Origin of the sequence: Dactylosporangium sp. NPDC000521 (genome assembly GCF_042898305.1) — a bacterium.
In the GTDB taxonomy this organism is placed as follows: domain Bacteria; phylum Actinomycetota; class Actinomycetes; order Mycobacteriales; family Micromonosporaceae; genus Dactylosporangium.
On sequence record NZ_JBIAYW010000001.1, the window covers coordinates 1,165,218 to 1,187,618 of the forward strand.

The following is a 22,401-nucleotide window of genomic DNA, read 5'->3' on the forward strand; positions in this document are numbered from 1 at the left end:
GGACCTTGCCGGTCCGGCGGGGTGGTTCATGAGCGCAGCGCCCGCCCCGGGTACGCGTCGAGGAGCAGCTCGCCGTCGCGGATGACGGGCTCACCGTTGACCAGCAGGTGCCGGACGCCGTGCGACGGTGCCGTCGAGGCGAGCACCGTCGCCTGGTCCGTGACGCGGTCCGGGTCCAGCACGACGATGTCGGCGTCCGCGCCGACGCCCAGATGCCCCTTGCGCCGGGCGGCCGGCGCGTGCGCGTCGAGCAGCCGGGCCGGAAGGTACGAGCAGCGCCGGAACGCCTCCGGCCAGTCCCAGCTCCCGGTCTCCCGCACGAACCGCCGCAGCGCCTTGGCGAACGTGCCGGCGGTGCGCGGGTGGGTCGCCCCGCCCGCCGGCAGCGGCCACTGCCGCGTGTCGCGGGTGCCGTCGTCGAACGACACCGGCAGCGCGTCGCTGGCCACGATCGTGCCCGGGTCGGCGAACGTGCCCTCCAGCACCGCCCGGTCCGCGGGATCCGCCTCGTCGAGGATCTCGATGAGGCAGAGCGCGCCGGGCGTGGCGGCCCTGACCTCCCGCAGCCGGGCGGCGTCGGCGATCCGTTCCCCGGACGGCAGGAGCACCAGGTTGTGGGGCTCGAGTCCCCACACGTGCAGCCGTTCGGGGGCGAGGAACGCCGCACCGATGCCCGTGCACGCGGTGCCGTACGGGTAGCCTCGTACGTGACCCGCGAACCCGCCGAGACCGCCGCGTGGATGGTGGTGAGGGCCCGCTCCACGTGCCGGCCGGAGGTGCTGTTGACGTGGCAGTAGTGCATCGCGACGCCGGTCTCCGCGGCGGCCGCGGTCACCTCGTCCGCGCCGTCGACCAGCACGTCGGGGTCGGCCTCGATCAGGTTCCGCACGTGCGCGAAGACGGGCACCCCGTTGGCACCGGCGAGCCGGGCGACGTGCAGGAACTCGCCGGGCTCGGCCCGCGGCGTGTACCCGATCGGCACCCCGATGCCCAGCGCACCGTCGGCGAGCTCGCCGGACAGCAGGTCCAGCCAGCGGCTGCGCTGTACCGGCGACGACGACGCCTGCCAGTGCTCGTTGCCCATCAGCGCCAGCACGGCCGCCAGGTCCGGCACCGGCTCGACCCCGGCCAGCACCAGCCCCCGGGCCGCCGCCCACGACGCGGAGTACCCGTAGTTCAGCGGCCGCCCCTCCTCGGCGGCCCGCTGGAGCGCGGCGGCCACCGGCATCAGCCCCACCTCGAGGTCCAGGGCCGTGGTCACGCCGTCGAACGCCTGCAGGCGCTGCCCCGCGATCGTGTTGACGTGGCTGTGCACGTCGACGAAGCCCGGCCCGACGATCAGGCCGGTCGCGTCCACGACGACGGCGCGCTCGCTCACGGTGGCAGGGTCGGCGATCGAGCCGTCGCGCACGAGCAGGTCGCGGACGTCGTCCGTCCCCGCGCCCGGGTCGATGACGCGGCCGCCACGGATCACGATCTCGGTCATGGCCCCACCCTAGGGCGGCAGGGGTCATCGAGGTTGGTAACCGCCGACAACTCCTCCCGGCGCCATTCGTACCGGCGGACGATCTTCACGACATCCGCCCATCTCGGGCACCCGTTCCGCCTCGCCCGGCCGGTAGCGTCGGCGGCATGGTGGACTTCGCGCTCATCGCATTGATCGCCCTGATCGCCGCGTACGCCGGTGGGGTCGCGACCGTCGTCCGGCTGCGCCCCGCCGGCGCCCGCCGGGCCCTGCTCGAAGGTGCCGCCACGACCGCCGGCGTCGCCGCGGCCTTCGCGCTCATGCTGGGCCTCGCCCGCGTCTGGCTGCCGGGCACGGTCATCGTCGCTGCCCTGTTCGCCGGCGCCGTCCTCCACATCACCCTCGTCCGCGACCTCGGCACCCGCCGCGCGCCGGTCGCCGCGGCCGCCGGCGGCCTGCTGATCGGCGCGAGCTTCCTGTTCGTGTCGTACCTGGCCGTCATGGCGCTGATCGGCGCCGCCGGCGTGTACCTCGTCCTGCGCCTGTGGCTGCGGACCAGGCCGGCGCTGCTGGTCCTGGGCGGCACCCTCGGCGCGCTGCTCACCGCCGCCGCGGGCGTCTTCGCGGTCGCCCTGGCCACCATGTGACGCCCTTCCCGCTTCCGGGGCAACGTCGCGGTGTAGTCATCGACTGACGTCGTCACCACCGGAGGCTACCGCCGCCGGGTCGTGTGTCTGGCCGCGCATCGCGGAGCACGGCGCCGGGGACCGGTCATGAACGGGAGACCCGCCGGAGGTGATTCCTCCGGCGGGTCCGGGCCGTTCGTTCACGTGACGACGGCCGGTGTCAGCACCAGCCCTTGACGGCCGGGGCGCTCTGGACGGAGCCGGAGACGGCGTACACCGTGGTGCGGCAGTCCGAGCCGCTGGTCACGGTCGTGGCGGTCACCTCGGCGGTGCCTGCCTGCGCCGGCACGGTGAACTGCCGGTCGACGTAGTAGGGGCGGTACATCTGGCCCCAGCGGGGGTCGGTGTACTGCTCCCAGTACTGCCGGGTGATGACGACCCGGAAGGAGGTCTCCTCCACCGAGTTGTCCTTGAAGCCGATCACCGTGGTGCCGTCGTCCGTCCTGGAGATGGTGCGCACGTCGGTCGGGGCGGCGAGGGTGGCGGTGTACGTCCTGCAGCCCAGCTGCGGGTTGCCGGGGTTCACGGCGCCGGCGGGGACGACGCTGATCGCCCACGCGCACACCTGGTGGGTGCCGAGGCCGGCCGGGACGTTGGCGTCGAAGCCGCGGTAGGAGCCGTAGGCCGGGTACGCGGCGGCGACGTCCGGGCGGTACGTGTTGGCGCTGAGGGTCTGCTTCCACACGCCGTCGATGTAGATGTCGACGACGAGCGGCGCGCTGCCGCTGTCCCGGTCGATGCCCCAGCCGGTGACCCGCACGGCATTGCCGACATACGTGGCCGTGTCGAGCGTGCCGTGCACGGGGATGTCCCGCACCACCGGGTCGCCGTCACCGCCGCCGTCACCACCGCACGCCGGCGGTGGCACCGGGACGTTGCAATTCGCCCCGGCGCTGGCCGGGCTGGACGGTAAGACGATCGCGCTGAACAAACCGGCCAGCGCGACGGCGCCGACCTGAAGAATTCGTCGTTTCACAGCTAATTCTCCTCTGCACGAGGTCATCTCGGTGATGACGAAAGGAATGTAGAAATTGGACGCCGCCGCCGATTCAATTCGCAGCCGACCGTGGCACGAACTGGGGAGAGGCCCTACCACCCAGGACCAGGGACGGGACACAAATCGGGACGGTTGTCCCTGTCCGCCTGGGACAGTCGGATGCTTCAATGCGCCCGCAATTGCATTGCAATTCGCGTGCTACTCCGATCACCCATTCAGCACGTGATGACCCGGCCGGCAGAATTGCTCGGACGGAATAGTCGGTCACGCGTGGCGTGGCACCGAGGCACCGGCGCCGGTCGCCCGCGCGTCCGGCAGCCGGGCCGAGTCCCATGAAAGTTTCGCCGGGTTTCCCGCGGATTCGCTCCCCCACCTTGCCGAAAAGGTTTTCGGGGTGCACCGTGGCGGGCATCGAATCGATGAAAGGGGATGTGATGCGGCTTCAACGGAACCGGGGCCTCGTGCTCGTCGCCACCACGGCCTGCCTCGTCGCGGGCGGCGCGTCGGTCGCCACCACGTCGGCGGGGGCGGCCGTCGCCGGCTGCCGGGTGACGTACACGATCAGCTCGCAGTGGCAGGGCGGGTTCGGGGCCAACGTAGCGGTCACCAATCTCGGCGACCCGATCAACGGCTGGACGCTGACGTGGAGCTTCGCCCCCGGCCAGAGCGTCACGCAGGCCTGGAACGCGACCGTGACGCAGAGCGGCACCGGCGTCTCGGCGGTGAACGCCGGCTACAACGGCGCGCTCGGCACCGGCGCAAGCACGTCGTTCGGCTTCAACGGCACCTGGAGCGGCACGAACCCGGTGCCCACCACGTTCCGGCTCAACAACGTGCTGTGCACCGGCACCGCCGGGCCGACGGCGAGCGCCTCGCCCACCAGGTCGGCGTCACCATCGCCGAGCGCCTCCGGTACACCCGGAAACCCCGGCACACCGGGCACGAAGACGGTGCGGGTGTTCTGGCTCAAGCCGACCGACGTCGCGTTCGACCAGCGCTACCCGGACGGCATCGCGACCGTGATGCGCGAGGCGCAGCGCTACTACCGCCAGGAGCTCGGCAAGACGTTCGCCCTCAACGCCACCGTCGTCGAGACGGTCAACGGCGAGCACGACACCAACTGGTACATCAACACCAACTGCGACCCGAACGGCGACCGCTACTGGTGCGTCGTCTTCAACATGCAGGCCGAGCTGCGGCGCCGGTACAGCCTCGCCAACCCTGACAGCCGCTGGCTGATCGTCGGCGAGATCAGCGCCGAGGACGCCGGCAAGTCCGGCGGCGGCGCCAGCCCCGGCTGGGTCCTGCTCTCCGGCCACGACGCCGACGGCGGCGCCGGCCGCAACGGCCCGATGAACCGCTGGTACGGCGGGATGGTCCACGAGCTCGGCCACGGCTTCGGCCTGCCGGACTCCAGCTCCACGGACGGCACGCCCATGTCCGCGTCGTTCTACGACTACCCGAACACGCACTTCAGCCAGGCCCAGAAGAACGCCATTCTCGCCGGCCCGTACGGCGGCTTCCTGAGCTGACCCGTGACGCCGCGGATCCCTCGAGCACGGGGGTTCCGCGGCGTCCGGGTTGCCGGACGTGCACGTCGTCCGGGTGATTCCGTGACTGGCCCGCCGCGTCCTGCGACGCGGTCATCACCGCCGGGTTCGCGGCGTTGTGCGGGGACTGGCTACCTGAGCGTGCAGGTGACGGCGGACACGGGCTGGTTCTGGCCGGTGACGACCATGCCCCAGCTGGTGGTGCCGGCGGGTGGGATGACCGCGTTGTAGGGCTGGTTCGTCGCGGTCACCCGGGTGCCGGACTGGGTCGTGACGGCGTTCCAGGAGCTGGCGACGCGTTGGGTGCCGGCGAACGTGAGCGCCGTCGTCCAGCCGGTCGACGCGGTGCCGCCGGTGTTGCGGACGGTCACCTCGGCCTGGTAGCCGCCGTCCCACGAGCCGGTGACGGTGACGGTCGCGGTGCAGCCACCCGCAGACGCGGACGCCGACGCGGAAGGCGACCGCGAGGCCGACGGCGAAACAGACCCCGACACAGACCTCGACGGGGAGACCGAGACCGACGGCGAAGCGGACCTGGACGGCGAGACGGAGACCGACGGCGAAGCGCCGGTCGTGGTGTAGGTGGCCCTGGTGTACGCGGGACCGCACTGGGCGGAGCACGCGTCCGGCAAGGAGAAGCTGTACTCGCGGCCGCCGAACACCAGTGCGTCCGCCGCGTCCGTGACCCGGATCCGGAACTGCGTGCCGCCGGAGGTGGTGCCGCCGATCACGAACGACTGCCCCATGTCGCGGTTGGGCTGCGCGGCCCGCCAGGCGCCGTCGGCGTAGTACTCGACGCCGTGGACGCCGTTGGGCAGGCGGGACACGGCGATCGCCGGCCACCAGCGCTGCGCGCCGCTGAGGAAGCCGATCTGGATGTCGCCGGAGTACGCGGGCGCCGGGATGAAGTTCCAGTCGACGTGCCGGTTGTTCCAGTGGTTCGGGTACAGGTCGCCGAGCGTGGAGCCGTTCTTCGAGAACCGGTTCAGCGACGCCTTGGACAGGTCCAGGTGGTACGGGTCGTCGCGGCACCAGGCGTTCGTGTCGGCGCAGCTGTCCGCGACCAGCATGTTCAGCACGCCGCCGTTGTACGCGTCCGACGTCCACGATCCGTTGCGGCAGAACGGCTGGCCGAGCGCGCCGTCGTTGGTGCCGGTGCAGTAGTCGGCGATCTTCACCTGGACCCAGCGCCCGCAGTTGCGGCCGTTGTCCCACACGCCCATCTTGTCGGCCATGGCCGGCGGCACCGGACGGGTGTTGTAGCTGCCGTCGCCGGGGGTGTCGAACACGTTGAGTGCGACGAAGTCCTGCGTCTCCAGCTCAGCCTGCGGCAGCCCGCAGCCGCCGTACGGCGAGCCGAGCCCGTCGAAGTAGGTCGCGTTGCCGGTCACCGGCGCGGCCGGTGGCGGCACGGTCGCCTCGGCAGAAGGCAGCTGCAGGTACACCACGAGCAGGGCGGCGCACGCGCCGGCGGCGCCCAGGACCGCGAGCCTCTTCGTCATGGCGGCAACGCTTGCGCCGCCCGCGGCCGGCCGTCAACGGTGGCCGGCCCGCGCGCCGCGTTGACCTCGATGCGCGGGCGAAACTTCCACACGCCGGCCGGCCGCTGCGGGCGTCCGGCACCAGCGGACGCGGCGCCGCCACGCTGTCAATGCAGGACGACCGCGACCTGGTGCTCTACCCGCACGCCGGCGGCTCACCCGGGGCGAGCGGCACCGTGCGCCCCTGAAGGCGGCCATCGCAGCCGCACTGGTGCCGGCGCCTCGTGTATCGCCGGCTGTATCGGTCACCGTGTCCGTGAGAACTCTGTCTCCGGGTGCGCCGCGGTGGTGTGATCGGCGCACCCGAGGATGGAGGTCGCTGTGATGGTTCATGGGAAACGGCTGCGGCGGTTCGTGGTCAGGCAGCTGGCGGCGGTGCTGCTCGGCTGACGCGCCATCACCTGGCGTCGGGATCCGCGACGGCTCCGCCGAGCCGGGCCTCGTCGGCGGCGCGGCGGGCGCGGAAGTCGCGGACCTTGCGCCGGTTGCCGCACTCCGACATCTGGCACCAGACGCCCTTGCGGTTGCGGGCGTGGTCGTAGAAGGCCCAGCGGCAGTCCTCGGCCGGGCACAGCTTCAGCCGCTCCCAGGTGCCGTCGAGCGCGGCGACCGCCACGACCGCCAGCAGCCGGGCGGCGAGCGGGTCGGTGGCGTCTTCCCCGGCCGTGAGCCGCGCGGACGAGCCGTCGAGGCGCAGCCGAAGTGGCTGGGCGGCGGCGATCGCGTCCAGGGCGGCCGGGTCGCCGTCGATCGCGCTCCGCAGCGCTGTGCGCAGCGCGACGGCCTCGACCAGGGCCGGCGGAAACACCTCCGGCAGGTGCCGGGCGCACCACGCGGCGAGGCCCGCGGCGTCGGCGAGCTGGTCGGTGCCGTGCTCCAGGTCGAGCGTGTTGGCGAAGGACCGCACGGTCTCCAGGGCTCCGGGTGCCTCCTGTGGTTTCATTGCGCCGCCTTCGGTAACCGGTAAACTCGTTTACAGGTTACATCATCGAGGTGTGGACGGAGTGACGCCATGGCAGCGCAGACCTCATCGAGCCCTCCGGTCACGGTCGCGCCGGCGCGCGGGTCCGAGCCGGGGCGCGGACAGGGCCGGCTGGCGGGCTACGCGGCGGTGGTCGCGGCGGCGGCGCTGTGGGGGTTCGGCGGGACCGTCGCCAGCCGCCTCTTCGACGCCGGCGTCGACCCGCTCGAGCTCGTCGCGACCCGCACGTTCATCACCCTCGCCGGGCTGGCGCTGCTGGTCGCCGCCGGCCGCGCCACCCACCGGCGAGACCGGCAGGACCGGCCGGCGACGCGCGAGCGGGCCGGGTGGGCCGTGATCGTCGGGTTCGGGGTGTCGGTGGCGGCGGCCAACGGCTGCCTGTTCCTCGCGATCCAGCACCTTCCGGTCGCGGTGGCGATGGTGCTGCAGAACCTGGCCCCGGCCATCGTGGTGGGCTGGCTGATCCTGCTCGGCCGGCGGCGGATGAGCGTGCCGCTCGCCCTCGGGCTCGGCGCGGCGCTGCTCGGTGTGGCGCTGGTCGTGCGCCTGCCGGAGACGTCATGGGGGAATCTGGACCTGCCCGGCATCGGCTTCGGCCTGGCCACGGCGGCGGGCGTCGCGGCGTTCTCGGTGCTCGGCAGCCGCGCGACGCGCGCGCACGGCGCGCTGCGCGCCAACGTGTACGCGTTCGCGGTGTCCAGCGTGGTGTGGCTGGCGGTGCTGGCGCCGGGCGGCGCGCCCGGCATCACCCGGCACGGTGAGCAGTGGCCGGGGATCGTGTTCGTCGGGGTGTTGGGCACGTTGGTGCCGTTCCTGCTGTACGCGTGGGGCACGGCGCGGGTCGGCGCGCAGGCCGGCACCGTGAACATCTCCCTGGAGCCGGTGTTCAGCGCGGTGCTCGCCTGGTGGTGGCTGAGCCAGCGGCTGACCGCGACGCAGATCGCCGGCGGCGTGGTGCTGGTCGGTGCCGTCATCGCCCTGCAGCACCTGCGGGAGCACCCGGAGGACGACCCCGGCCGCGCCAGATGACCGTGCCATTACCGGCGTGTTGCCTTTGACGGAAAGGTCCCCCGCCCACCGCGAATCGGCGGTCCCGGATGGTGCGACTCCGGCTACTGATAGTTATGCTTCGATATCGTTGCGGTGAAGCCGCCGTCGACGACGCTCGGGAGCCGGAAGTTGGAGTCCGATGGAGCTGCGGGTGCTGGGGCCGATGGAGGTCGTGCACGACGGCCGGCGATGGGCCATCTCCAGCGCCCGCACCGGCACGGTGCTGGCCTGCCTGGCGGTCAACAGCGGTCTCGTCGTGCCGGTGGCCGACCTCATCGAGGCGGTGTGGCCCGAGCCGCCGCCCACGGCCCGGTCACAGATCCAGATCTGCGTCTCTCAGCTGCGCCGGACGCTCGCCGAGGCCGGGCGCGAGTCGGCCGTGCTCACCCGCACCGGCGGGTACCTGCTGCGGATGGCGCCGGAGGAGATCGACGCCCACCGGTTCGGGTTGTTCGTGGACGAGGGTCGCCGGCTGGCCCGCGAAGGGTTCACCGAGGAGGCGCTGGAGCAGCTGCGCGCCGCGGAGGCCATGTGGTTCGGCCCGGCACTGCCCGGCATCCCGGGCGACCCGGCCGAGGCGTGGCGGCGGCAGCTGGAGGAGGCCCGCGACACCGCGGTCGAGGAGCGCATCCGGCTGGAGCTGGCCACGGGCCGGCACGAGGAGCTGCTCAGCGAGCTGGAGCGGCTGGCGGTGGTGCACCCGCTGCGGGAGCGCATCCACGCTCATCTCATGCTCGCACTGTACCGGTGTGACCGTCAGGCCGAGGCGCTGCAGGTGTACCGGCGGGCCCGGCAGCTGCTGGTTGAGAGGCTCGGCGCCGAACCCGGGCCGGAGCTGCAGCGGCTGGAGCGGGCGATCCTCACCCAGGACCCGGCGCTGGACCTGCCGGCGACTGCCGGGCCGGCCACGGCGCTGCGGATGCCCGCCGGGTCGCCAGGGCCGCCGCGGCAGCTGCCGATGGACGTCGCCGACTTCACCGGCCGCGAGAAGCTCGTCGAGGAGATCCAGGCGGCGCTGACGGCACGCCGCGACGACCCGCAGCAGCCGGGCAGCTCACCGGTGGTGGCGATCAGCGGACCCGGCGGCGTCGGCAAGACCAGCGTCGCGGTGCACGCCGCGCACGGCCTCGCCGCGCAGTTCCCCGACGGGCAGCTGTACGCCAACCTCGGCGGGCGGCACGGCCAGGAGCGGGTGCCGGAGGTCCTGGCGCAGTTCCTGCGAGCGCTGGGCACCAGCGGCACGGCCATCCCGGAGAGCGTCAGCGAACGCGTCGCCCTCTTCCGCAGCCTGCTCGCCGGCCGGCGGGTGCTGATGCTGCTGGACAACGCCGCCGACGAGACACAGGTGCTGCCGCTGCTGGTCAACGCGCCCGGCTCCGCGGCGATCGTCACGTCCCGGGTGCGGCTGACGGCGCTGCCCGGCTCGCACCAGTTCGACGTGCAGGTGCTGTCCGGCCGGCAGAGCGCGTCGCTGCTGTACCGCATCGTCGGCCCGCGCGTCCTCGCCGAGCCCGACGAGGCCGACGAGCTCGCCGCGCTGTGCGGGCATCTGCCGCTGGCGCTGCGGATCGCCGGCGCCCGGCTGGCGTCCCGGCCGCACTGGCGGGTCGAGCGGCTGGTCAGCCGGCTACGGGACGAGACGCAGCTGCTCGACGAGCTCGTGCACCGGGACCTCTGCGTCCGCGGCACGCTGCGGCTGAGCTATGACAGCCTGCCGCCGGAGACCCGGCGGCTGCTGCGCCGCCTGAGCGTGCTGCCCGGCGACGACTTCCCCGCCTGGATCGCGATGCCGCTGTTGGAGGCCGGGCACGACGCCGTCGAGGACTCACTGGAGCGACTGGTGGACGTCCGCCTGCTGGAGGCGCACGCCGACGAGACGACCGGCGCCGTCCGGTACCGCTTCCACGACCTGGTGCGCGCCTTCGCCCGCGAACTTCTGAAAAGCGAGGAGCCCGACGGCGTGCGCGACGAGCTCGTACGGCGGCTCGTCGCGGCCTGGCTCACCGCCGCGGAGCTGGCGCACCGCCGCGAGTACGGCGGCGACTTCACCATCGTGCACGGCACCGCGCCACGCTGGCCGCTGCCCGACCCGGTGACCGGGCCGATGCTGGCCCGCCCGATGGAGTGGCTCGAGCTGGAGCGGCTCAACCTCGTCGCCGCCGTGCGCCTTGCCGGCGACGCGGGCCTCACCGAACACTGCTGGGACCTCGCGTTCACGCTGGTGACGCTGTTCGAGACACGGGCGTACTACGACGACTGGGCCGAGACCGCCGACATCGCCCTGCGGACCGCCCGCCGGGCCGGCGACCGCCGCGGCGAGGGGGTCACGCTGCATTCCCTCGGCACCATGCACATGTTCCTGCGCTGCCCAGAGCGGGCCGAGCCGAAGCTGCGCCAGGCGCTGCGGCTGCTCGACAGCGTTGACGACCCGCACGCCGCCGCGCTGGTCCGGCGCAACCTCGCCTATCTGGACCGGCTGCGCGGCGACGCACCAGCGGCCCTGGACGGCTACAGGGCGGCGCTGGCGGCCCTGCGGCAGGCCGGGGACCTGGTCGCGGAGGCGCACGTGCTGTCCAACCTGGCCCGGGTCAGGCTCAGCCAGGGCGCCCCGGACGAGGCCAGGGAGCTGGTCGAGGAGGCGCTGCGCATCTGCCGCTCCGTCGGGGTCCGCCGCGTCGAGGCGCAGGTGCTGCACCGCGTCGGCGAGGTCTACCTGGACACCGGCGACCTGGACCGGGCCGCCGGGGCCTTCGAACAGGTCCTGCACCTGGTCCGCAGCGCCGCCGACCGGACCGGCGAGGCGCACGCCCTGCACGGGCTCGGCACGGTGCACGCCAGGGCCGGACGGACCGCGCGGGCCCGCACGACGCTGCAGCGGGCGGTGCTGGTCGCCCAGCGGGTCGCCGAGCCGGTCGTGGAGGGGCAGGCGCTGTTCGAGCTGGCCCGGCTCCCCGACCGCGACCCCGCCGAGTCCGCCGCGCAGCTGGCCGCGGCGCTGGGAATCTTCGACAAACTCGGCGCCCGGGGCTGGCACGCGCGGGCCGCGCAGACCCTGCGCGACCTGCACGACGACGCCCCCTGAACCGGCTACCGCAGGTCACCGACCGCGGCAACGGCCGGACTGCCCCAACCGGTCTCCGCCCGGTTCTGGGCGGTGCCACGCGCGACGGCGGCGGCCGGGAAGACGGCGAGCAGCGCGGCGACGGTCACGATGCACCGACGGAACATCAGGGCTCTCCTCACGTGGTGCGGACTGCGGTCGCCCCGGTTCTACCCACGCCGCTATCGTTTCGCTTTCGCCGCGCCTTCGCCGGCGTGCCGCCCCGCCGGATAGCGGCCGGATAACCGCCCGGATAGGGCGCGGGCAGAACCTCCTTGCGACGACACGAACGACAGCCGACGCGAGGAGATGGCAGATGACGATCGTCGAACAGCCCGCCCGCCGCACGACGGCACAGCTCCCGCCCGCCGGGAGCGTCGAGGGGCTGCAGCTGGTCGAGGTGCTTACCGGGGTGGCCCTCGACACTTTGCGGGAGGTGACCGGCGCAAGGCCGGGCCCCGTCACCGCGGGTGGACCGGCGGCCGTACGGGAGGCCGCGGCGCGGCTGCTCGCCGGGCCGCTGCTGCCCGAGGAGCCCGCCGACCCGGTCGAGACGTTCCGCCGGTTCGTGCGCGAGTTCGCGACCTGGTCCGTCGACATCAGCCACCCCGCCGCGCTGGCCCGTATGCAGTGCCCGCCGACCCCGGTCGCCGCGGCGGCCGAGCTCGTCCTCGGCGTGCTCAACCAGTCCCTGCACGCCTGGGAGGCCGGGCCGTGGGCGCTGGAGCTGGAGCGGCACGTCATCCGCAACCTCTGCGACGTCGTTGGCTACGGCCCGGCGGCCGGGGGCACGATCACCGCCGGTGGCAGCATCTCCAACCTGATGGCGGTCCTCGCCGCCCGGGACAGCGTCATGCGCCGCGAGTGCGGCACGGTGCCGTTCTTCGACGGGCTCGGCGGGGCGGGCCGCCGGCCGGTCGTGCTGGCCACCGACGCGACCCACTTCTCCATCGGCAAGGCGGTCGGGATCACCGGCATCGGCGAGCAGGCGATCGTGCGGGTGCCCAGCGACGCGCTCGGCCGGCTCGACCCGGCGCAGCTGCAGCGGACGCTGGAGAACCTGCCCGACGACGCCGTGCCGGTCGCGGCGATCGCCTGCGTCGGCTCCACCGACCAGGGCTGGGTCGACGACCTGCCAGCGCTGGCCGACGTGTGCGGGCGGTGGGGCGTGTGGCTGCACGCCGACGCGGCCTACGGCGGCGGTGCCCTGTTCTCGCCGCGACTGCGGGGGCGCCTGGCCGGCATCGAGCGGGCCGACTCGGTGACGCTGGACCTGCACAAGTTCGGCTGGACCCCGGCGACCTCGGGCGTCTTCCTGGTGTCCGACGCGGCGCACCTGGCGCCGCTGTCCGGGCAGACGACCACGACGCTGAACGCCGACGACGACAAGGCCGCCGGCTACATCGGCCTGTACGGGCAGTCGGTGCAGGCGACCCGCCGCGCCGAAGCGTTCCGGATCGCCGTGACGATGGGCGCCCTGGGCCGCGCCGGCATGGCCGAGATGGTCGAGGGCTGCCACGAGCTCGCCCGGCACGCCGCCGGCCGGGTCGCCGCGCACCCGCGGCTGGAGCTGGCCGCCGAGCCGTCGTTGAGCACCGTGCTGTTCCGGTACCTGCCGGCCGGCGTGGACGACGACGCCCGGCTCGACGCCTTCAACGGTGCGCTGCGCCGGGAGCTGATGGACCGTGGGGTGGTACTGCTGGCCCGTACCAGGGTCCGCCGCGCCGACGGCGGCCAGCCCGTGTTCCTCAAGATCATGGTGCTGAACCCGGCCACGACGCCGCAGGAGATCGACCAGATCCTGGCCGGCATCGTCGCCGTCGCCGACGAGCGTGTCGACCGCGAGGGAGCGTGACCGATGACCGCGACCGCGCATCGGCCGGAACCCGTCGCCGTGCCCGCCCGGCGGTTCGTGACCACCGACTCGGCCGACAACAGCGTCCGTGACGGGATGCGGCGGCTGCCCGCGGTCCTGCAGCTGCCGCTGACGATGCTCACCGGCCGCCCGTACACCGGACAACGCCGCCTGCACCTGACCCCCACCGCGCACCTCGTGGCGGCGCTGACCTCGATGGCGGCCGGTCTGGCGCTGAGCGGGGCGGCGCTGGCCCTGGGCGGGTGGTGGCTGTGGCTGCTGCTGCCGGGCTGGGCGAGCACCCTGCACGGGGCCCGCAACCAGCGGATGATGATGTTCCACCAGTGCGCCCACCGCAACATGTGGGCCAGGCGCGGGCCGGACCGGGTGCTGGGCAAGCTGATCGCCGGGCTGCTGCTGGTGCAGGAGTTCGAGCGGTACAGCACCGAGCACGTCGCCGACCATCATGCCCTGCACCACATGACGCTGCGGGACCCGACGGTCCAGGCGTTCCTGGTGAGCCTGGAGCTGCGCCCCGGCATGACCCGCGAGCAGATGTGGCGGCGGGTGCTGGGCAAGCTGGTCTCCCCCGTGTTCCACACGCGGTTCCTGTGGGCGCGGGTGCGCTCCTACGCCCACGCCGCGAGCCCGGTTGAACGGGCGCTCACCCTCGCCTGGTACGCCGGGCTGGCCGTCGCGGCGACCCTGCTGGACGGCTGGGCGCTGCTGCTGCTCGGCTGGGTGCTGCCCATGACGCTGTTCTTCCAGATCAGCAACACGCTGCGGCTGTGCGTCAAGCACACGTTCCCCGGCCGGGACGTCGAGTCCCGCCGCGGCAAGGCGTACTTCGCGAGCCTCACCAACGCCATCTGCATCGGCGAGCCGGCTCCCGCGGCGGGCCTGCGCGGCGGTGCGCGGCTGCGCGCCTGGGCCCGCTGGTGGACGCGGATGCTGCTGGTGCACCTGCCCAGCCGGTACCTCGTGCTCACCGGCGACACGGTGTGCCACGACTTCCACCACCGGCGGCCGATGACCCGCGACTGGGCGAACTACATCTTCGCCCGCCAGGACGACGTGCGGACCGGCCACCACGGGTGGCCGCCGTACCGCGAGATCTGGGGCATGGTGCCCGCGATCGACCTGGTCTTCGAGTCCCTGTCGCTGGCCGACCCGGAGGAGTTCGACCGGGCCCGGCTGGCCGAGGCGAGCGACCGCGAGCTGTTCGCCGCCTTCGACGACTGACCGCCCCCGTAGCCGACCCAAAGGAGCGAACCATGCAGCGACTCGTCATTCTCGGCGTGGCGCACAGCGACGCCCACGCGGTGGCCAACCACCTCATCGCGATGCAGCTGCGCGAGCACGGCTTCACCGTCGTCAACCTCGGTGTCTGCACGCCGCTGGCGGACTTCGCCGCGGCGCTGGAGGCCAACCCGACGGCCGAGGCGGTCGTCATCGGCAGCCTCAACGGCCACGCCCACGCCGACCTCGCCGACCTGCCCGCGCTGCGGGCCGCCGGGCGCCTGCGGTGCCCGGTCGTGGTCGGCGGGAACCTGACCGTCGGCAGCCACAAGACTGCCGGCGGCGTGGAGCGGCTGCGGCGCCTCGGCATCGACCACATCCTCGAGGACCCGTTCGAGCTGCCGATGCTGCTCGACCTGATCCGCGAGGCCGCGGCCGCCGAGAGGGTGGCGGCGGGTGTCTGAGGGCGTCGAGTGGGCCGGGATGCGCATCGACCGTTCCACCGCCGAGGACCTTCCGCCGTGGCAGGAGACCGTCGACGCCCTGCGCGGCTCGACCCGGCCGCCGGCCGCCGACGCGCTGTGCGCCGCACACCGCACCGGCCGGCCGATCGCGCAGCCCCGCTGCGGGGTCGGCGGCCACGAGGAGATGCTGGAGCTGCTGCGCCGCCTCGAGCCGGCCGGGCCGGGCATGCTGACGGTCACGATCGACTCGTACACCCGGCTCAAGCAGTTCGACCGGGCAGCGCAGGCGCTGCGGGAGTCACCGGCGGACCTCAACGGCTACCCGCTCACCGTGCACGGCTGGCGGCGCGGCCAGGAGCTGATCGACGCCGTCGGCGTGCCGCTGGAGGTCCGGCACGGCTCGCCGGACGCAAGGGACCTGTTCGCCGTGGCGCTGGCGGCCGGGTTCACCTCCTTCGAGGGCGGCGGCATCGGGTACAACGTGCCCTACTGCAAGGACGTGCCGTTCGCGACGTCGATGGAGGCATGGCGGCAGGTCGACGCGGTCTGCGGGGCCCTCGCCGCCGACGGCGTGATCGTCGACCGGGAGCTGTTCGGCACCCTGACCGCGGTCCTGGTGCCGCCGTCGATCAGCCTGGCCTGCACCCTGCTGGAGGCGATCGCTGCGGAGCGGCAAGGGGTGCGGTGCCTGTCGATCGCCTACCCGCAGGGCGGCGAGGTCCACCAGGACGTGGCCGCGCTGCGCAGCATCCGCGCGCTCGCCGCGCGGTACCTGCCGCCGCACGTCGCGGTGCACCCGGTGCTGCACGAGTTCATGGGGGTGTTCCCGCGCGGCCGCGGCACCGCCGACGCCCTGATCCTCTACGGCGGGCTGGTCGCCCGACTCGGCGGCGCCGCCAAGATCATCAACAAGACCAATCAGGAGGCGTACGGGATCCCCGACGCCGACGCCAACGCCCTGGGCATCCGTACCGCGCTGATGGGCACCTCGGAGCTGCTGGACTTCGTGACGCTGGACGAGGCCCGCGTCGACGAGGAGATGTCGTGGCTGCAGCGGGAGGTCGCCGAGCTGGTCGACCCGGTGCTGCAGGACGGTGACGTGCCGGCCGGGGTCGCCCACGCGTTCGCGGCGGGACGGCTCGACGTGCCGTTCAGCGCGAGCGTCCACGCCCGGTCGCTGGTCGTGCCGGCCCGCGACGCGACCGGCGCGATCCGCTACCGCCGCACCGGCGAACTGCCGTTCTCCGCGGCCGTGCGGCAGCGCAACGACCGCCTCACCGACGCCGGCGCCGCGTCACCGGACCGGTTCATCCAGGCGGTCACTGCCGACATCAACTACTTCCTCCGCGACGAGCTGGCTTCCGTCTGACCACCGAACTGCTGTGACGAGCCGGCTTCCGTCCGACCCACCGAAAGGGCTTGTGATGAGCGCGCACCGCACCAACGCCGAGGCGACCGCGGCCGACCGGGCGCACGTGTTCCACTCCTGGTCGGCGCAGGGGGCGCTGCGACCGCTGCCGGTGGCCGGCGGGCGCGGCAGCCGCTTCTGGGACCTGGAGGGCAACACGTACCTCGACTTCTCCTCCCAGTTCGTCAACCTCAACATCGGCCACGCGCACCCGAAGGTCGTCGAGGCGATCCGGCGGCAGGCCGAAACCCTGTGCACGATCGCCCCGCACTTCGCCAACGACCAGCGTTCCGAGGCGGCCCGGCTGATCGCGTCGCACGCCCCGGACGGGCTCGGCAAGGTGTTCTTCACCAACGGCGGCGCCGAGTCCAACGAGCACGCGGTGCGCATGGCCCGGGTGGTGACCGGCCGGCCGAAGGTGCTGTCGGCGTACCGGTCCTACCACGGCGCCACGCACACCGCGATGCACCTGACCGGCGACCCGCGCCGCTGGGCCACCGACACCGGCGGCGCGGGCGTCGTGCGCTTCTTCGGCCCGTACCTCTACCGCAGCGCCTTCCACGCCACCACCGAGCAGGAGGAGTGCGACCGTGCCCTGGCCCACCTGGAGCAGGTCATCGCGCTGGAGGGCCCGGGCACGATCGCGGCGGTGCTGCTGGAGCCGGTCGTCGGCACCAACGGCGTGCTCGTCCCCCCGGCCGGCTACCTGCCCGGTGTGCGTGCGCTCTGCGACCGGCACGGCATCCTGCTCATCCTCGACGAGGTCATGACCGGGTTCGGCCGCACCGGCACCTGGTTCGCCGCCGACCACTGGGGGGTGCGTCCCGACCTGCTCACCTTCGCCAAGGGCGTCAACTCGGGCTACGTCCCGCTGGGCGGGGTCGTCCTGTCCGACGCCGTCGCCGCCGCGTTCGACGAGCGCCCGTACCCGGGCGGTCTAACGTACTCCGGGCACCCGCTCGCCTGCGCCGCCGCGGTCGCCACCATCACCGCCATGCGGGAGGAGGGCATGGTCGAGCACGCCGCCCGGCTCGGCGAGCACATCATCGGCCCCCGCCTGGCGAAGATCGCCGACACCCACCCCAGCGTCGGCGAGGTCCGCGGCCTCGGCGTGTTCTGGGCCGTCGAGCTCGTCCGCGACCGGGCCACCCGGGAGATGATCGTGCCGTTCGGCACCGCGGGCGCGCAGGGCGCCGTCGGTGCGGTCGTCGCCGAGTGCCACCGTCGCGGCCTGTGGCCGTTCGCGCACTTCAACCGCGTCCACGTCCTGCCGCCGTGCAACGCCACCGAGGCCGAGGTCCATGAGGGCCTCGACATCCTCGACGAGGCCCTGGACCTCGCCGACCGCCACGTCGCCGCGGCGGCCGGCTGAACGTGGTCAGTACGCGATGTCCACGACCAGGCGGGCCGGGTCGGTCAGGAGCATGACCCGGTAGCCGGTGCGGTGGTGGGTGGTGATGAACGCCGACACGGTGCCGTTGTCGTAGACGGAGAACGACACCGACTGCGCCTGGGTCAGGCCGACCGGCGCGGGGTTCGGCCCGCCGACGACGCCGCGTTGCGTGGTGGCGGCGGTCAGGCCGACGTGGATCGTCGCCGGGGCCGGGACGGTGTAGGCGACGCTGATCAGCGGCGTGGTCGCCGTGCCGAGGTCGAAGACCATGCGGTCGTAGCCGGGGTGCGCGGCCGCCCGCACGCCGCCGATCTGGACCTGCGCCGCGGTGCCGGCGCCGCCCAGGAACCGTTCGGTGGTGAACGGCTGGGTGGGCTGGTGCGCGACGTCCACCGCGATCCGCGGCGGGTCCGTCAGCCGCAGTACGCGGAAGCCGACCCCGTCGGCGAGCCCGAGGCCGAAGCTGATGTACCCCTCGGACGCGCCGCCGGACTTGATCTGGCGCAGGGTCGGCAGCCGCGGGTCGTACACCCGGCCGAGGTCGATCGTGGGCGCGCCGGTGGCGACGTCGTACGCGAACGCGCCGTCGAAGACGACCCGCAGCGTCGTGGCACCCGCCACCGGGATGGTGGCGCCGCCGCCCGCGGCGACGAGCGGGCCGTACTCCACCCGGTAGCCGGGCGTGCCGCCGGTGAAGTCGAAGACGGTGCGGTCGTAGGCGTCGTGCCGGCCGGTCCGCACGCCCACCAACGTCGGCGGGTGCGGGTCCCACGGCGGCACGGTCGCGGTGCCCGTGACCGGCGTGACGCCGTTCGGGGCGGGCAGGTCGTCCGCCGCGGCCGCGGTGCCCGGAAGGGCGAGGACCGGGGCGAGCAGGAGGGCGGCGGACAGCAGTCGGAGCTTGGCCATTCGCATGGCGTCGGCCTTTCCTGAGGGATCGATTGCGATGACACGACCCAGACGCCCGACCCCGCGCGCCGGTTGACCGACGGTGCCCGCCGTGTCCTCGATTCGACACCACGTTTCGAAAACGGTGAATGTGCCGGCTACATCGCCGCCCCCGGGCGGCGCGGCCCCGTCCGACGCCCCGGCCGGCTTCGACGCCGACACGGCCTGGCGCCCGGAACGGGGCCTCGCCGCCTGAGCGGTTACCCGAGCGTCCAGCTCTGGTTCGCCGCGCCCGTGCACGTCCAGATCTGCAGCTGGGTGCCGTCCGCGGTGCTCCACCCGGTGACGTCGAGACACTTGCCGGAGCCGGTGTTCACGAGGCGGTTGTTGGCGCCGACCGTCCAGTTCTGGGCGTTGGTGCCGTTGCAGTCCCAGAGCTGGACCTTGGTGCCGTCGGCGGTGCCGGCCGACGCCACGTCGAGGCACTTGCCGAGCGCGCGGAACGTGTCGCCCGTGCGGGTCCACTGCTGCGCGTTGGTGCCGTTGCAGGTGTACAGCTGCACCTTGGTGCCGTTGGCCGTGGCCGCGCCGGCGACGTCGACGCACTTGCCGCCGTAGCCGCGGATCGGCGTGGTGGACCCGGCCGGCGGCGTGGTCGGGTTCGTCGGCGGCGGGCTGGTCGGTGGCGTGGTGCCGCCGGTGATCGCCTTGAAGATGTTGGTGAACTGGTAGTTGCTCTGCGGCGTGCCGCTGGAGCCCTGGTTGTCCCGGCCCAGCGACCAGAACGTCAGCTGCTGGATGCCCTTGCTCGCCGCGAACGCCTCCAGCTCCTGGGCGTCCTGGATGGTGAACACCTCGGCGGCGGTGTCGTTCACGCCGATCATCGGGCAGTTGCCCTGCATCGCCCACAGCTGCGCGTCGGTCTTGTTCGGCCAGATCTGGCCGAGCTGGTTGCGCAGGCCGTTGGCGGCGCTGATGGCGGCCTGGCCCATGTCCATCGCCGGCCCGTAGTCCATGGTCATGATGTTGACCAGGTTGACGTTGAGGTTGTGGCTCTTGGCGTTCTGCAGCAGCGCGACGCCGTTGGCCTCCAGGCCGCTGGGGCTGACCGGCAGCGTGTAGTCGACGGCGAGGGTCCGGCCCTGGGCCGCGTACTGCGCCTGCAGGTTGGCCAGGGCGGTGTTGCGCCGGTCGTTCGCCGCGGTGTTGTTCAGCGTCGCGCCCTCGATGTCGAGGTCGATGCGGGTCAGGTTGAACTGGTCGATGACCTTCTTGTACTGCGCCTGCATCGCCGCGACGGTGCCGCACGAGGCGAGCTCGTCGCCGGACGCGCCGCCGAAGGAGGCGATGACGTCGCCGCCGGCCGCGCGCAGGCTGTTGATGGCGTTGTTCCAGCCGGCGTCGGTGACCGGGGTGTCGCCGTTGATGGTGGCGTTGCAGGTGCCCTGGCTGATGATGAACGCGAGCGTGTAGTACTTGTTGCCGGTCGCGTTGTAGGCGGCCATCAGCGTGGACGGGTTGTTCCACATCTCCGCGTACGGCGCGGCGTAGTGGGCCGGGAAGCCGGGGCCGGGGTTGGCGGCGGCCGAGGCGGCGCCGACGTTGGCGAACATGACGCCGGCGACCACGAGCGGCAGGGCGCCGAGCGCCGCGAGCAGCGGCAGTCTTCGGGTGCGGGACATGACCTTCCTCCGGGGGTGAGGGAAGTGGTGGGGGTGGCGGCGCCCCGGGCGGAGGGGCGCCGCCACGAGCGGTGAGCTAGGGCAGCGTCCACAGCTGGTTGGCGCCGCCGAAGCAGGTCCAGATCTGCAGGCGGGTGCCGTCGGCGGAGCTGTTGCCGGTCGCGTCGAGGCACTTGCCGGAGCCGGTGTTGACCAGCTTCCCGGCGTTCACGGTCCACTTCTGGGCGTTGCTGCCGTTGCAGTCGTAGAGCTGCACCGTCGTGCCGTCGGCGGTCCCGGCGCCGGTCACGTCGAGGCACTTGCCGAGCGCGCGGATGCTGTTGTCGGCGTTACCGGTCGTCCACTGCTGGGCGCCAGTGCCGTTGCAGCCGTACAGCTGCACCGCCGTGCCGTTCGCGGAGCTCGCGCCGGCGACGTCGACGCACTTGCCGCCGATGCCGGTGATCTGCCCGGTGCGGGTCCCGCCGCCACCGGTCTGCGTGGCGGTCGGGGTCGGGTTGCCCGTCGCGGTGTTCCACGTGAACGTCGCCGAGGTCTTCGTCGGCAGGCTGTACACGAACGACTGTCCGCCCCAGTTCACCTTCAGCGTCTGCGTCGAGGCGCTGGAGTTGTACGCGATGAGGGCCTTCGAGCCGTCCGGGTTCTTGAACGCCACGTTCGGGATGGTGCCGTTGGCGGTGGAGTCGATGCGCACGGCGCCGGGGCGGACGAACTTGGTGAGGTGGCCCATCGTGTAGTACTCGACGGTGTAGTCGACCTGGCCGCTGCGCGAGTCGCCGCGGTGCACGGTGATCAGGCCGGTGCAGGTGCCGCAGCCGCCGTTGTGCGGGCCCATGTTCTGGTCGACGGCGAGGCTCCACTTGGTCCAGGACCGGCCCCAGTTGCGGAAGTACTCGATGAGGTCGTACATGTCCTCGGAGTGCTGGTTGCCGACCCAGGTGCCGCCGGAGTGCTCGGTGAAGTACTGGTTCACGTTCGGGAACTGGTTGTGGACCGTGGTCATCTGCGTCGGGCTGCCGCCGTAGTCGTGCCAGGCGATGCCGCCGAAGTTCGGGTGGCTGCGCAGCGCGGCGTCGTTGACCAGGGGCGCCACCCACGTGTCGTACGTGTCGAAGTTCCAGTCGCCGATGAGCAGCTTCGTGCTCAGGCCCGCGCTCTGCAGGGCCGGCATGAGGTCGTTCTTGGCGAAGGACTGCAGGCCGGAGACGGGCCACTGCATCGACGGGTAGCCGGGGCAGCAGCCGGGCTCGTTCTGCTGCGTCACGTAGTTGACGTGCACGCCCTGCGCCTCGTAGCCCTGCACGTACTTGGTGATGTACTGCGCGTACGTCTTGTACCACTGCGCCTGCAGGTAGCCCTGGCTGTAGGCGTTGTTGTCCTTCATCCACGGCGGCGCCGACCACGGGGAGCCGATCACGATCATGCCCGGGTTGAGGGCCTTGGCCTGCTTGGTCAGTGCCATGACGTCGGCGTCACGGGACAGCGAGAAGTCGTTCAGGTCGCAGCAGGTGGTGTCGTACGAGTAGCTGTTCTGCGCCAGGTCCGAGGACCCGATGACGTTGCGGGTCGCGCTGACGCCGATGCCGGCCGTCGGGCTAAACAGCTTGGTCATGACGTCGGTCTGGGTCGCCTGGCTCAGCGCGCCGCTGCCGCGGATGTTGAACGCGGCGGTGTCGGTGAACGACGCGCCGGCGCCCTCGAACGGCTGGTAGGTCGCGCCCTCGTTGACGGTGACCGTCTGGTTGGCGCTGCCGGTGCTGGCGGTGAACACGACCGGAGACTGCTGCTGCAGGCCGCGGGTCACGGTGCGGCCGCCGCTGTCGGAGGTGGTGGTCAGCCAGACGTTGACGCTCTCGTTGGCGGCGTTGGCGAACTGCTGGGGCAGCACGATCACGGCGGCGGCGACGAGACCGACGGCCGCCGTGACGGTGACGAGCCGCCCCCGCCGGCGTCGTGGGCGCGCCTGGTGAGATCGACGGCGGGCCGCGGGCGGGTCTTCGGTGGACGTTTCGTGGGCATGCGACATGGGTGCGCCTTTCCGGGGGCGGGACACGACCGGGCGCCATCGCTGGCGGGCGGGGCACGGTCGTCGGCGGAGGTG

18 protein-coding genes and 1 pseudogene are annotated in these 22,401 nt (G+C 72.9%); 10 read left to right on the top strand and 9 right to left on the bottom strand.

The window, feature by feature from the left end; all coding sequences use genetic code 11:
• Positions 1-26 precede the first annotated feature (26 nt).
• Both ACFY3L_RS05640 and ACFY3L_RS05645 read right to left on the bottom strand, forming a co-directional pair.
• Entirely contained in the window at positions 27-635 is a 609-nt protein-coding gene (locus tag ACFY3L_RS05640; RefSeq protein WP_389319035.1) for an amidohydrolase family protein, read from the bottom strand.
• 536 nt (positions 636-1,171) lie between these two features.
• Positions 1,172-1,486: pseudogene (locus ACFY3L_RS05645) on the bottom strand (amidohydrolase family protein); the annotation flags it as partial.
• Positions 1,487-1,632: 146 nt separating this feature from the next.
• Here ACFY3L_RS05645 and ACFY3L_RS05650 point away from each other — a divergent pair.
• Complete coding sequence (locus tag ACFY3L_RS05650) at positions 1,633-2,112, top strand: hypothetical protein (RefSeq protein ID WP_389319037.1); 480 nt, start codon at positions 1,633-1,635, stop codon at positions 2,110-2,112.
• Between the two features lie 199 nt (positions 2,113-2,311).
• Here the strand turns inward: ACFY3L_RS05650 and ACFY3L_RS05655 are convergent, their stop codons facing one another.
• Complete coding sequence (locus tag ACFY3L_RS05655; protein ID WP_389319039.1) at positions 2,312-3,127, bottom strand: hypothetical protein; 816 nt, start codon at positions 3,125-3,127, stop codon at positions 2,312-2,314.
• 455 nt (positions 3,128-3,582) lie between these two features.
• Here ACFY3L_RS05655 and ACFY3L_RS05660 point away from each other — a divergent pair, with 455 nt between their 5' ends.
• Positions 3,583-4,680, top strand: coding sequence for a cellulose binding domain-containing protein (locus tag ACFY3L_RS05660; RefSeq protein WP_389319041.1), 1,098 nt, complete (start codon positions 3,583-3,585; stop codon positions 4,678-4,680).
• 149 nt (positions 4,681-4,829) lie between these two features.
• Here ACFY3L_RS05660 and ACFY3L_RS05665 read toward each other — a convergent pair whose 3' ends face one another.
• A complete protein-coding gene (locus ACFY3L_RS05665; protein WP_389319042.1) occupies positions 4,830-6,200 on the bottom strand; it encodes a cellulose binding domain-containing protein in 1,371 nt (456 codons plus the stop codon).
• Positions 6,201-6,211: 11 nt separating this feature from the next.
• Here ACFY3L_RS05665 and ACFY3L_RS05670 point away from each other — a divergent pair, with 11 nt between their 5' ends.
• A complete protein-coding gene (locus tag ACFY3L_RS05670; protein WP_389319044.1) occupies positions 6,212-6,427 on the top strand; it encodes a hypothetical protein in 216 nt (71 codons plus the stop codon).
• Positions 6,428-6,636: 209 nt separating this feature from the next.
• Here the strand turns inward: ACFY3L_RS05670 and ACFY3L_RS05675 are convergent, their stop codons facing one another.
• Positions 6,637-7,182 (bottom strand): CGNR zinc finger domain-containing protein, encoded by a 546-nt coding sequence (locus tag ACFY3L_RS05675; RefSeq protein ID WP_389319046.1) that lies wholly within the window; start codon positions 7,180-7,182, stop codon positions 6,637-6,639.
• Between the two features lie 69 nt (positions 7,183-7,251).
• Here ACFY3L_RS05675 and ACFY3L_RS05680 point away from each other — a divergent pair, with 69 nt between their 5' ends.
• Positions 7,252-8,250: a DMT family transporter gene (locus tag ACFY3L_RS05680; protein ID WP_389319048.1), complete on the top strand. Its 999-nt coding sequence runs from the start codon at positions 7,252-7,254 to the stop codon at positions 8,248-8,250.
• 160 nt (positions 8,251-8,410) lie between these two features.
• Positions 8,411-11,353, top strand: a complete 2,943-nt coding sequence (locus tag ACFY3L_RS05685) for a BTAD domain-containing putative transcriptional regulator (RefSeq protein ID WP_389319050.1) — start codon at positions 8,411-8,413, stop codon at positions 11,351-11,353.
• Positions 11,354-11,358: 5 nt separating this feature from the next.
• On the opposite strand, the gene ACFY3L_RS05690 is transcribed toward ACFY3L_RS05685, so the two are convergent.
• Complete coding sequence (locus tag ACFY3L_RS05690) at positions 11,359-11,499, bottom strand: hypothetical protein (protein WP_389319051.1); 141 nt, start codon at positions 11,497-11,499, stop codon at positions 11,359-11,361.
• A gap of 188 nt (positions 11,500-11,687) precedes the next feature.
• On the opposite strand from ACFY3L_RS05690, the gene ACFY3L_RS05695 reads away from it, so the two are divergent.
• From ACFY3L_RS05695 to ACFY3L_RS05715, 5 genes are read left to right on the top strand one after another with little or no spacing between them, the layout of a single operon-like run.
• A complete protein-coding gene (locus ACFY3L_RS05695) occupies positions 11,688-13,226 on the top strand; it encodes a pyridoxal phosphate-dependent decarboxylase family protein (protein WP_389319053.1) in 1,539 nt (512 codons plus the stop codon).
• A 3-nt stretch (positions 13,227-13,229) separates the two neighbouring features.
• A complete protein-coding gene (locus tag ACFY3L_RS05700; protein WP_389319055.1) occupies positions 13,230-14,468 on the top strand; it encodes a fatty acid desaturase in 1,239 nt (412 codons plus the stop codon).
• Positions 14,469-14,500: 32 nt separating this feature from the next.
• Positions 14,501-14,929, top strand: a complete 429-nt coding sequence (locus ACFY3L_RS05705) for a cobalamin-dependent protein (protein WP_389319057.1) — start codon at positions 14,501-14,503, stop codon at positions 14,927-14,929.
• The gene (locus ACFY3L_RS05710; protein ID WP_389319059.1) at positions 14,922-16,298 is read left to right on the top strand and encodes a methylaspartate mutase; all 1,377 of its coding nucleotides are present in this window, start codon (positions 14,922-14,924) and stop codon (positions 16,296-16,298) included. Before ACFY3L_RS05705 ends, ACFY3L_RS05710 begins: the two co-directional genes overlap by 8 nt.
• A gap of 55 nt (positions 16,299-16,353) precedes the next feature.
• A complete protein-coding gene (locus ACFY3L_RS05715; protein WP_389319061.1) occupies positions 16,354-17,709 on the top strand; it encodes an aspartate aminotransferase family protein in 1,356 nt (451 codons plus the stop codon).
• A gap of 6 nt (positions 17,710-17,715) precedes the next feature.
• Here ACFY3L_RS05715 and ACFY3L_RS05720 read toward each other — a convergent pair whose 3' ends face one another.
• From ACFY3L_RS05720 to ACFY3L_RS05730, 3 genes are all read right to left on the bottom strand, one after another.
• Positions 17,716-18,639, bottom strand: a complete 924-nt coding sequence (locus ACFY3L_RS05720; RefSeq protein ID WP_389319062.1) for a hypothetical protein — start codon at positions 18,637-18,639, stop codon at positions 17,716-17,718.
• Between the two features lie 239 nt (positions 18,640-18,878).
• Positions 18,879-20,300 (bottom strand): RICIN domain-containing protein, encoded by a 1,422-nt coding sequence (locus tag ACFY3L_RS05725; RefSeq protein ID WP_389319064.1) that lies wholly within the window; start codon positions 20,298-20,300, stop codon positions 18,879-18,881.
• Positions 20,301-20,376: 76 nt separating this feature from the next.
• A complete protein-coding gene (locus ACFY3L_RS05730) occupies positions 20,377-22,326 on the bottom strand; it encodes a ricin-type beta-trefoil lectin domain protein (protein WP_389319066.1) in 1,950 nt (649 codons plus the stop codon).
• Between the last annotated feature and the right edge of the window lie 75 nt (positions 22,327-22,401).

Coding starts and splice junctions, on each gene's coding strand:
- ACFY3L_RS05650 (WP_389319037.1), top strand. CDS start 1,633: ATGGTGGACTTCGCGCTCATCGCATTGATCGCCCTGATCGCCGCGTAC.
- ACFY3L_RS05660 (WP_389319041.1), top strand. CDS start 3,583: ATGCGGCTTCAACGGAACCGGGGCCTCGTGCTCGTCGCCACCACGGCC.
- ACFY3L_RS05665 (WP_389319042.1), bottom strand. CDS start 6,200: ATGACGAAGAGGCTCGCGGTCCTGGGCGCCGCCGGCGCGTGCGCCGCC.
- ACFY3L_RS05675 (WP_389319046.1), bottom strand. CDS start 7,182: ATGAAACCACAGGAGGCACCCGGAGCCCTGGAGACCGTGCGGTCCTTC.
- ACFY3L_RS05680 (WP_389319048.1), top strand. CDS start 7,252: ATGGCAGCGCAGACCTCATCGAGCCCTCCGGTCACGGTCGCGCCGGCG.
- ACFY3L_RS05685 (WP_389319050.1), top strand. CDS start 8,411: ATGGAGCTGCGGGTGCTGGGGCCGATGGAGGTCGTGCACGACGGCCGG.
- ACFY3L_RS05690 (WP_389319051.1), bottom strand. CDS start 11,499: ATGTTCCGTCGGTGCATCGTGACCGTCGCCGCGCTGCTCGCCGTCTTC.
- ACFY3L_RS05695 (WP_389319053.1), top strand. CDS start 11,688: ATGACGATCGTCGAACAGCCCGCCCGCCGCACGACGGCACAGCTCCCG.
- ACFY3L_RS05700 (WP_389319055.1), top strand. CDS start 13,230: ATGACCGCGACCGCGCATCGGCCGGAACCCGTCGCCGTGCCCGCCCGG.
- ACFY3L_RS05705 (WP_389319057.1), top strand. CDS start 14,501: ATGCAGCGACTCGTCATTCTCGGCGTGGCGCACAGCGACGCCCACGCG.
- ACFY3L_RS05715 (WP_389319061.1), top strand. CDS start 16,354: ATGAGCGCGCACCGCACCAACGCCGAGGCGACCGCGGCCGACCGGGCG.
- ACFY3L_RS05720 (WP_389319062.1), bottom strand. CDS start 18,639: ATGGCCAAGCTCCGACTGCTGTCCGCCGCCCTCCTGCTCGCCCCGGTC.
- ACFY3L_RS05725 (WP_389319064.1), bottom strand. CDS start 20,300: ATGTCCCGCACCCGAAGACTGCCGCTGCTCGCGGCGCTCGGCGCCCTG.
- ACFY3L_RS05730 (WP_389319066.1), bottom strand. CDS start 22,326: ATGTCGCATGCCCACGAAACGTCCACCGAAGACCCGCCCGCGGCCCGC.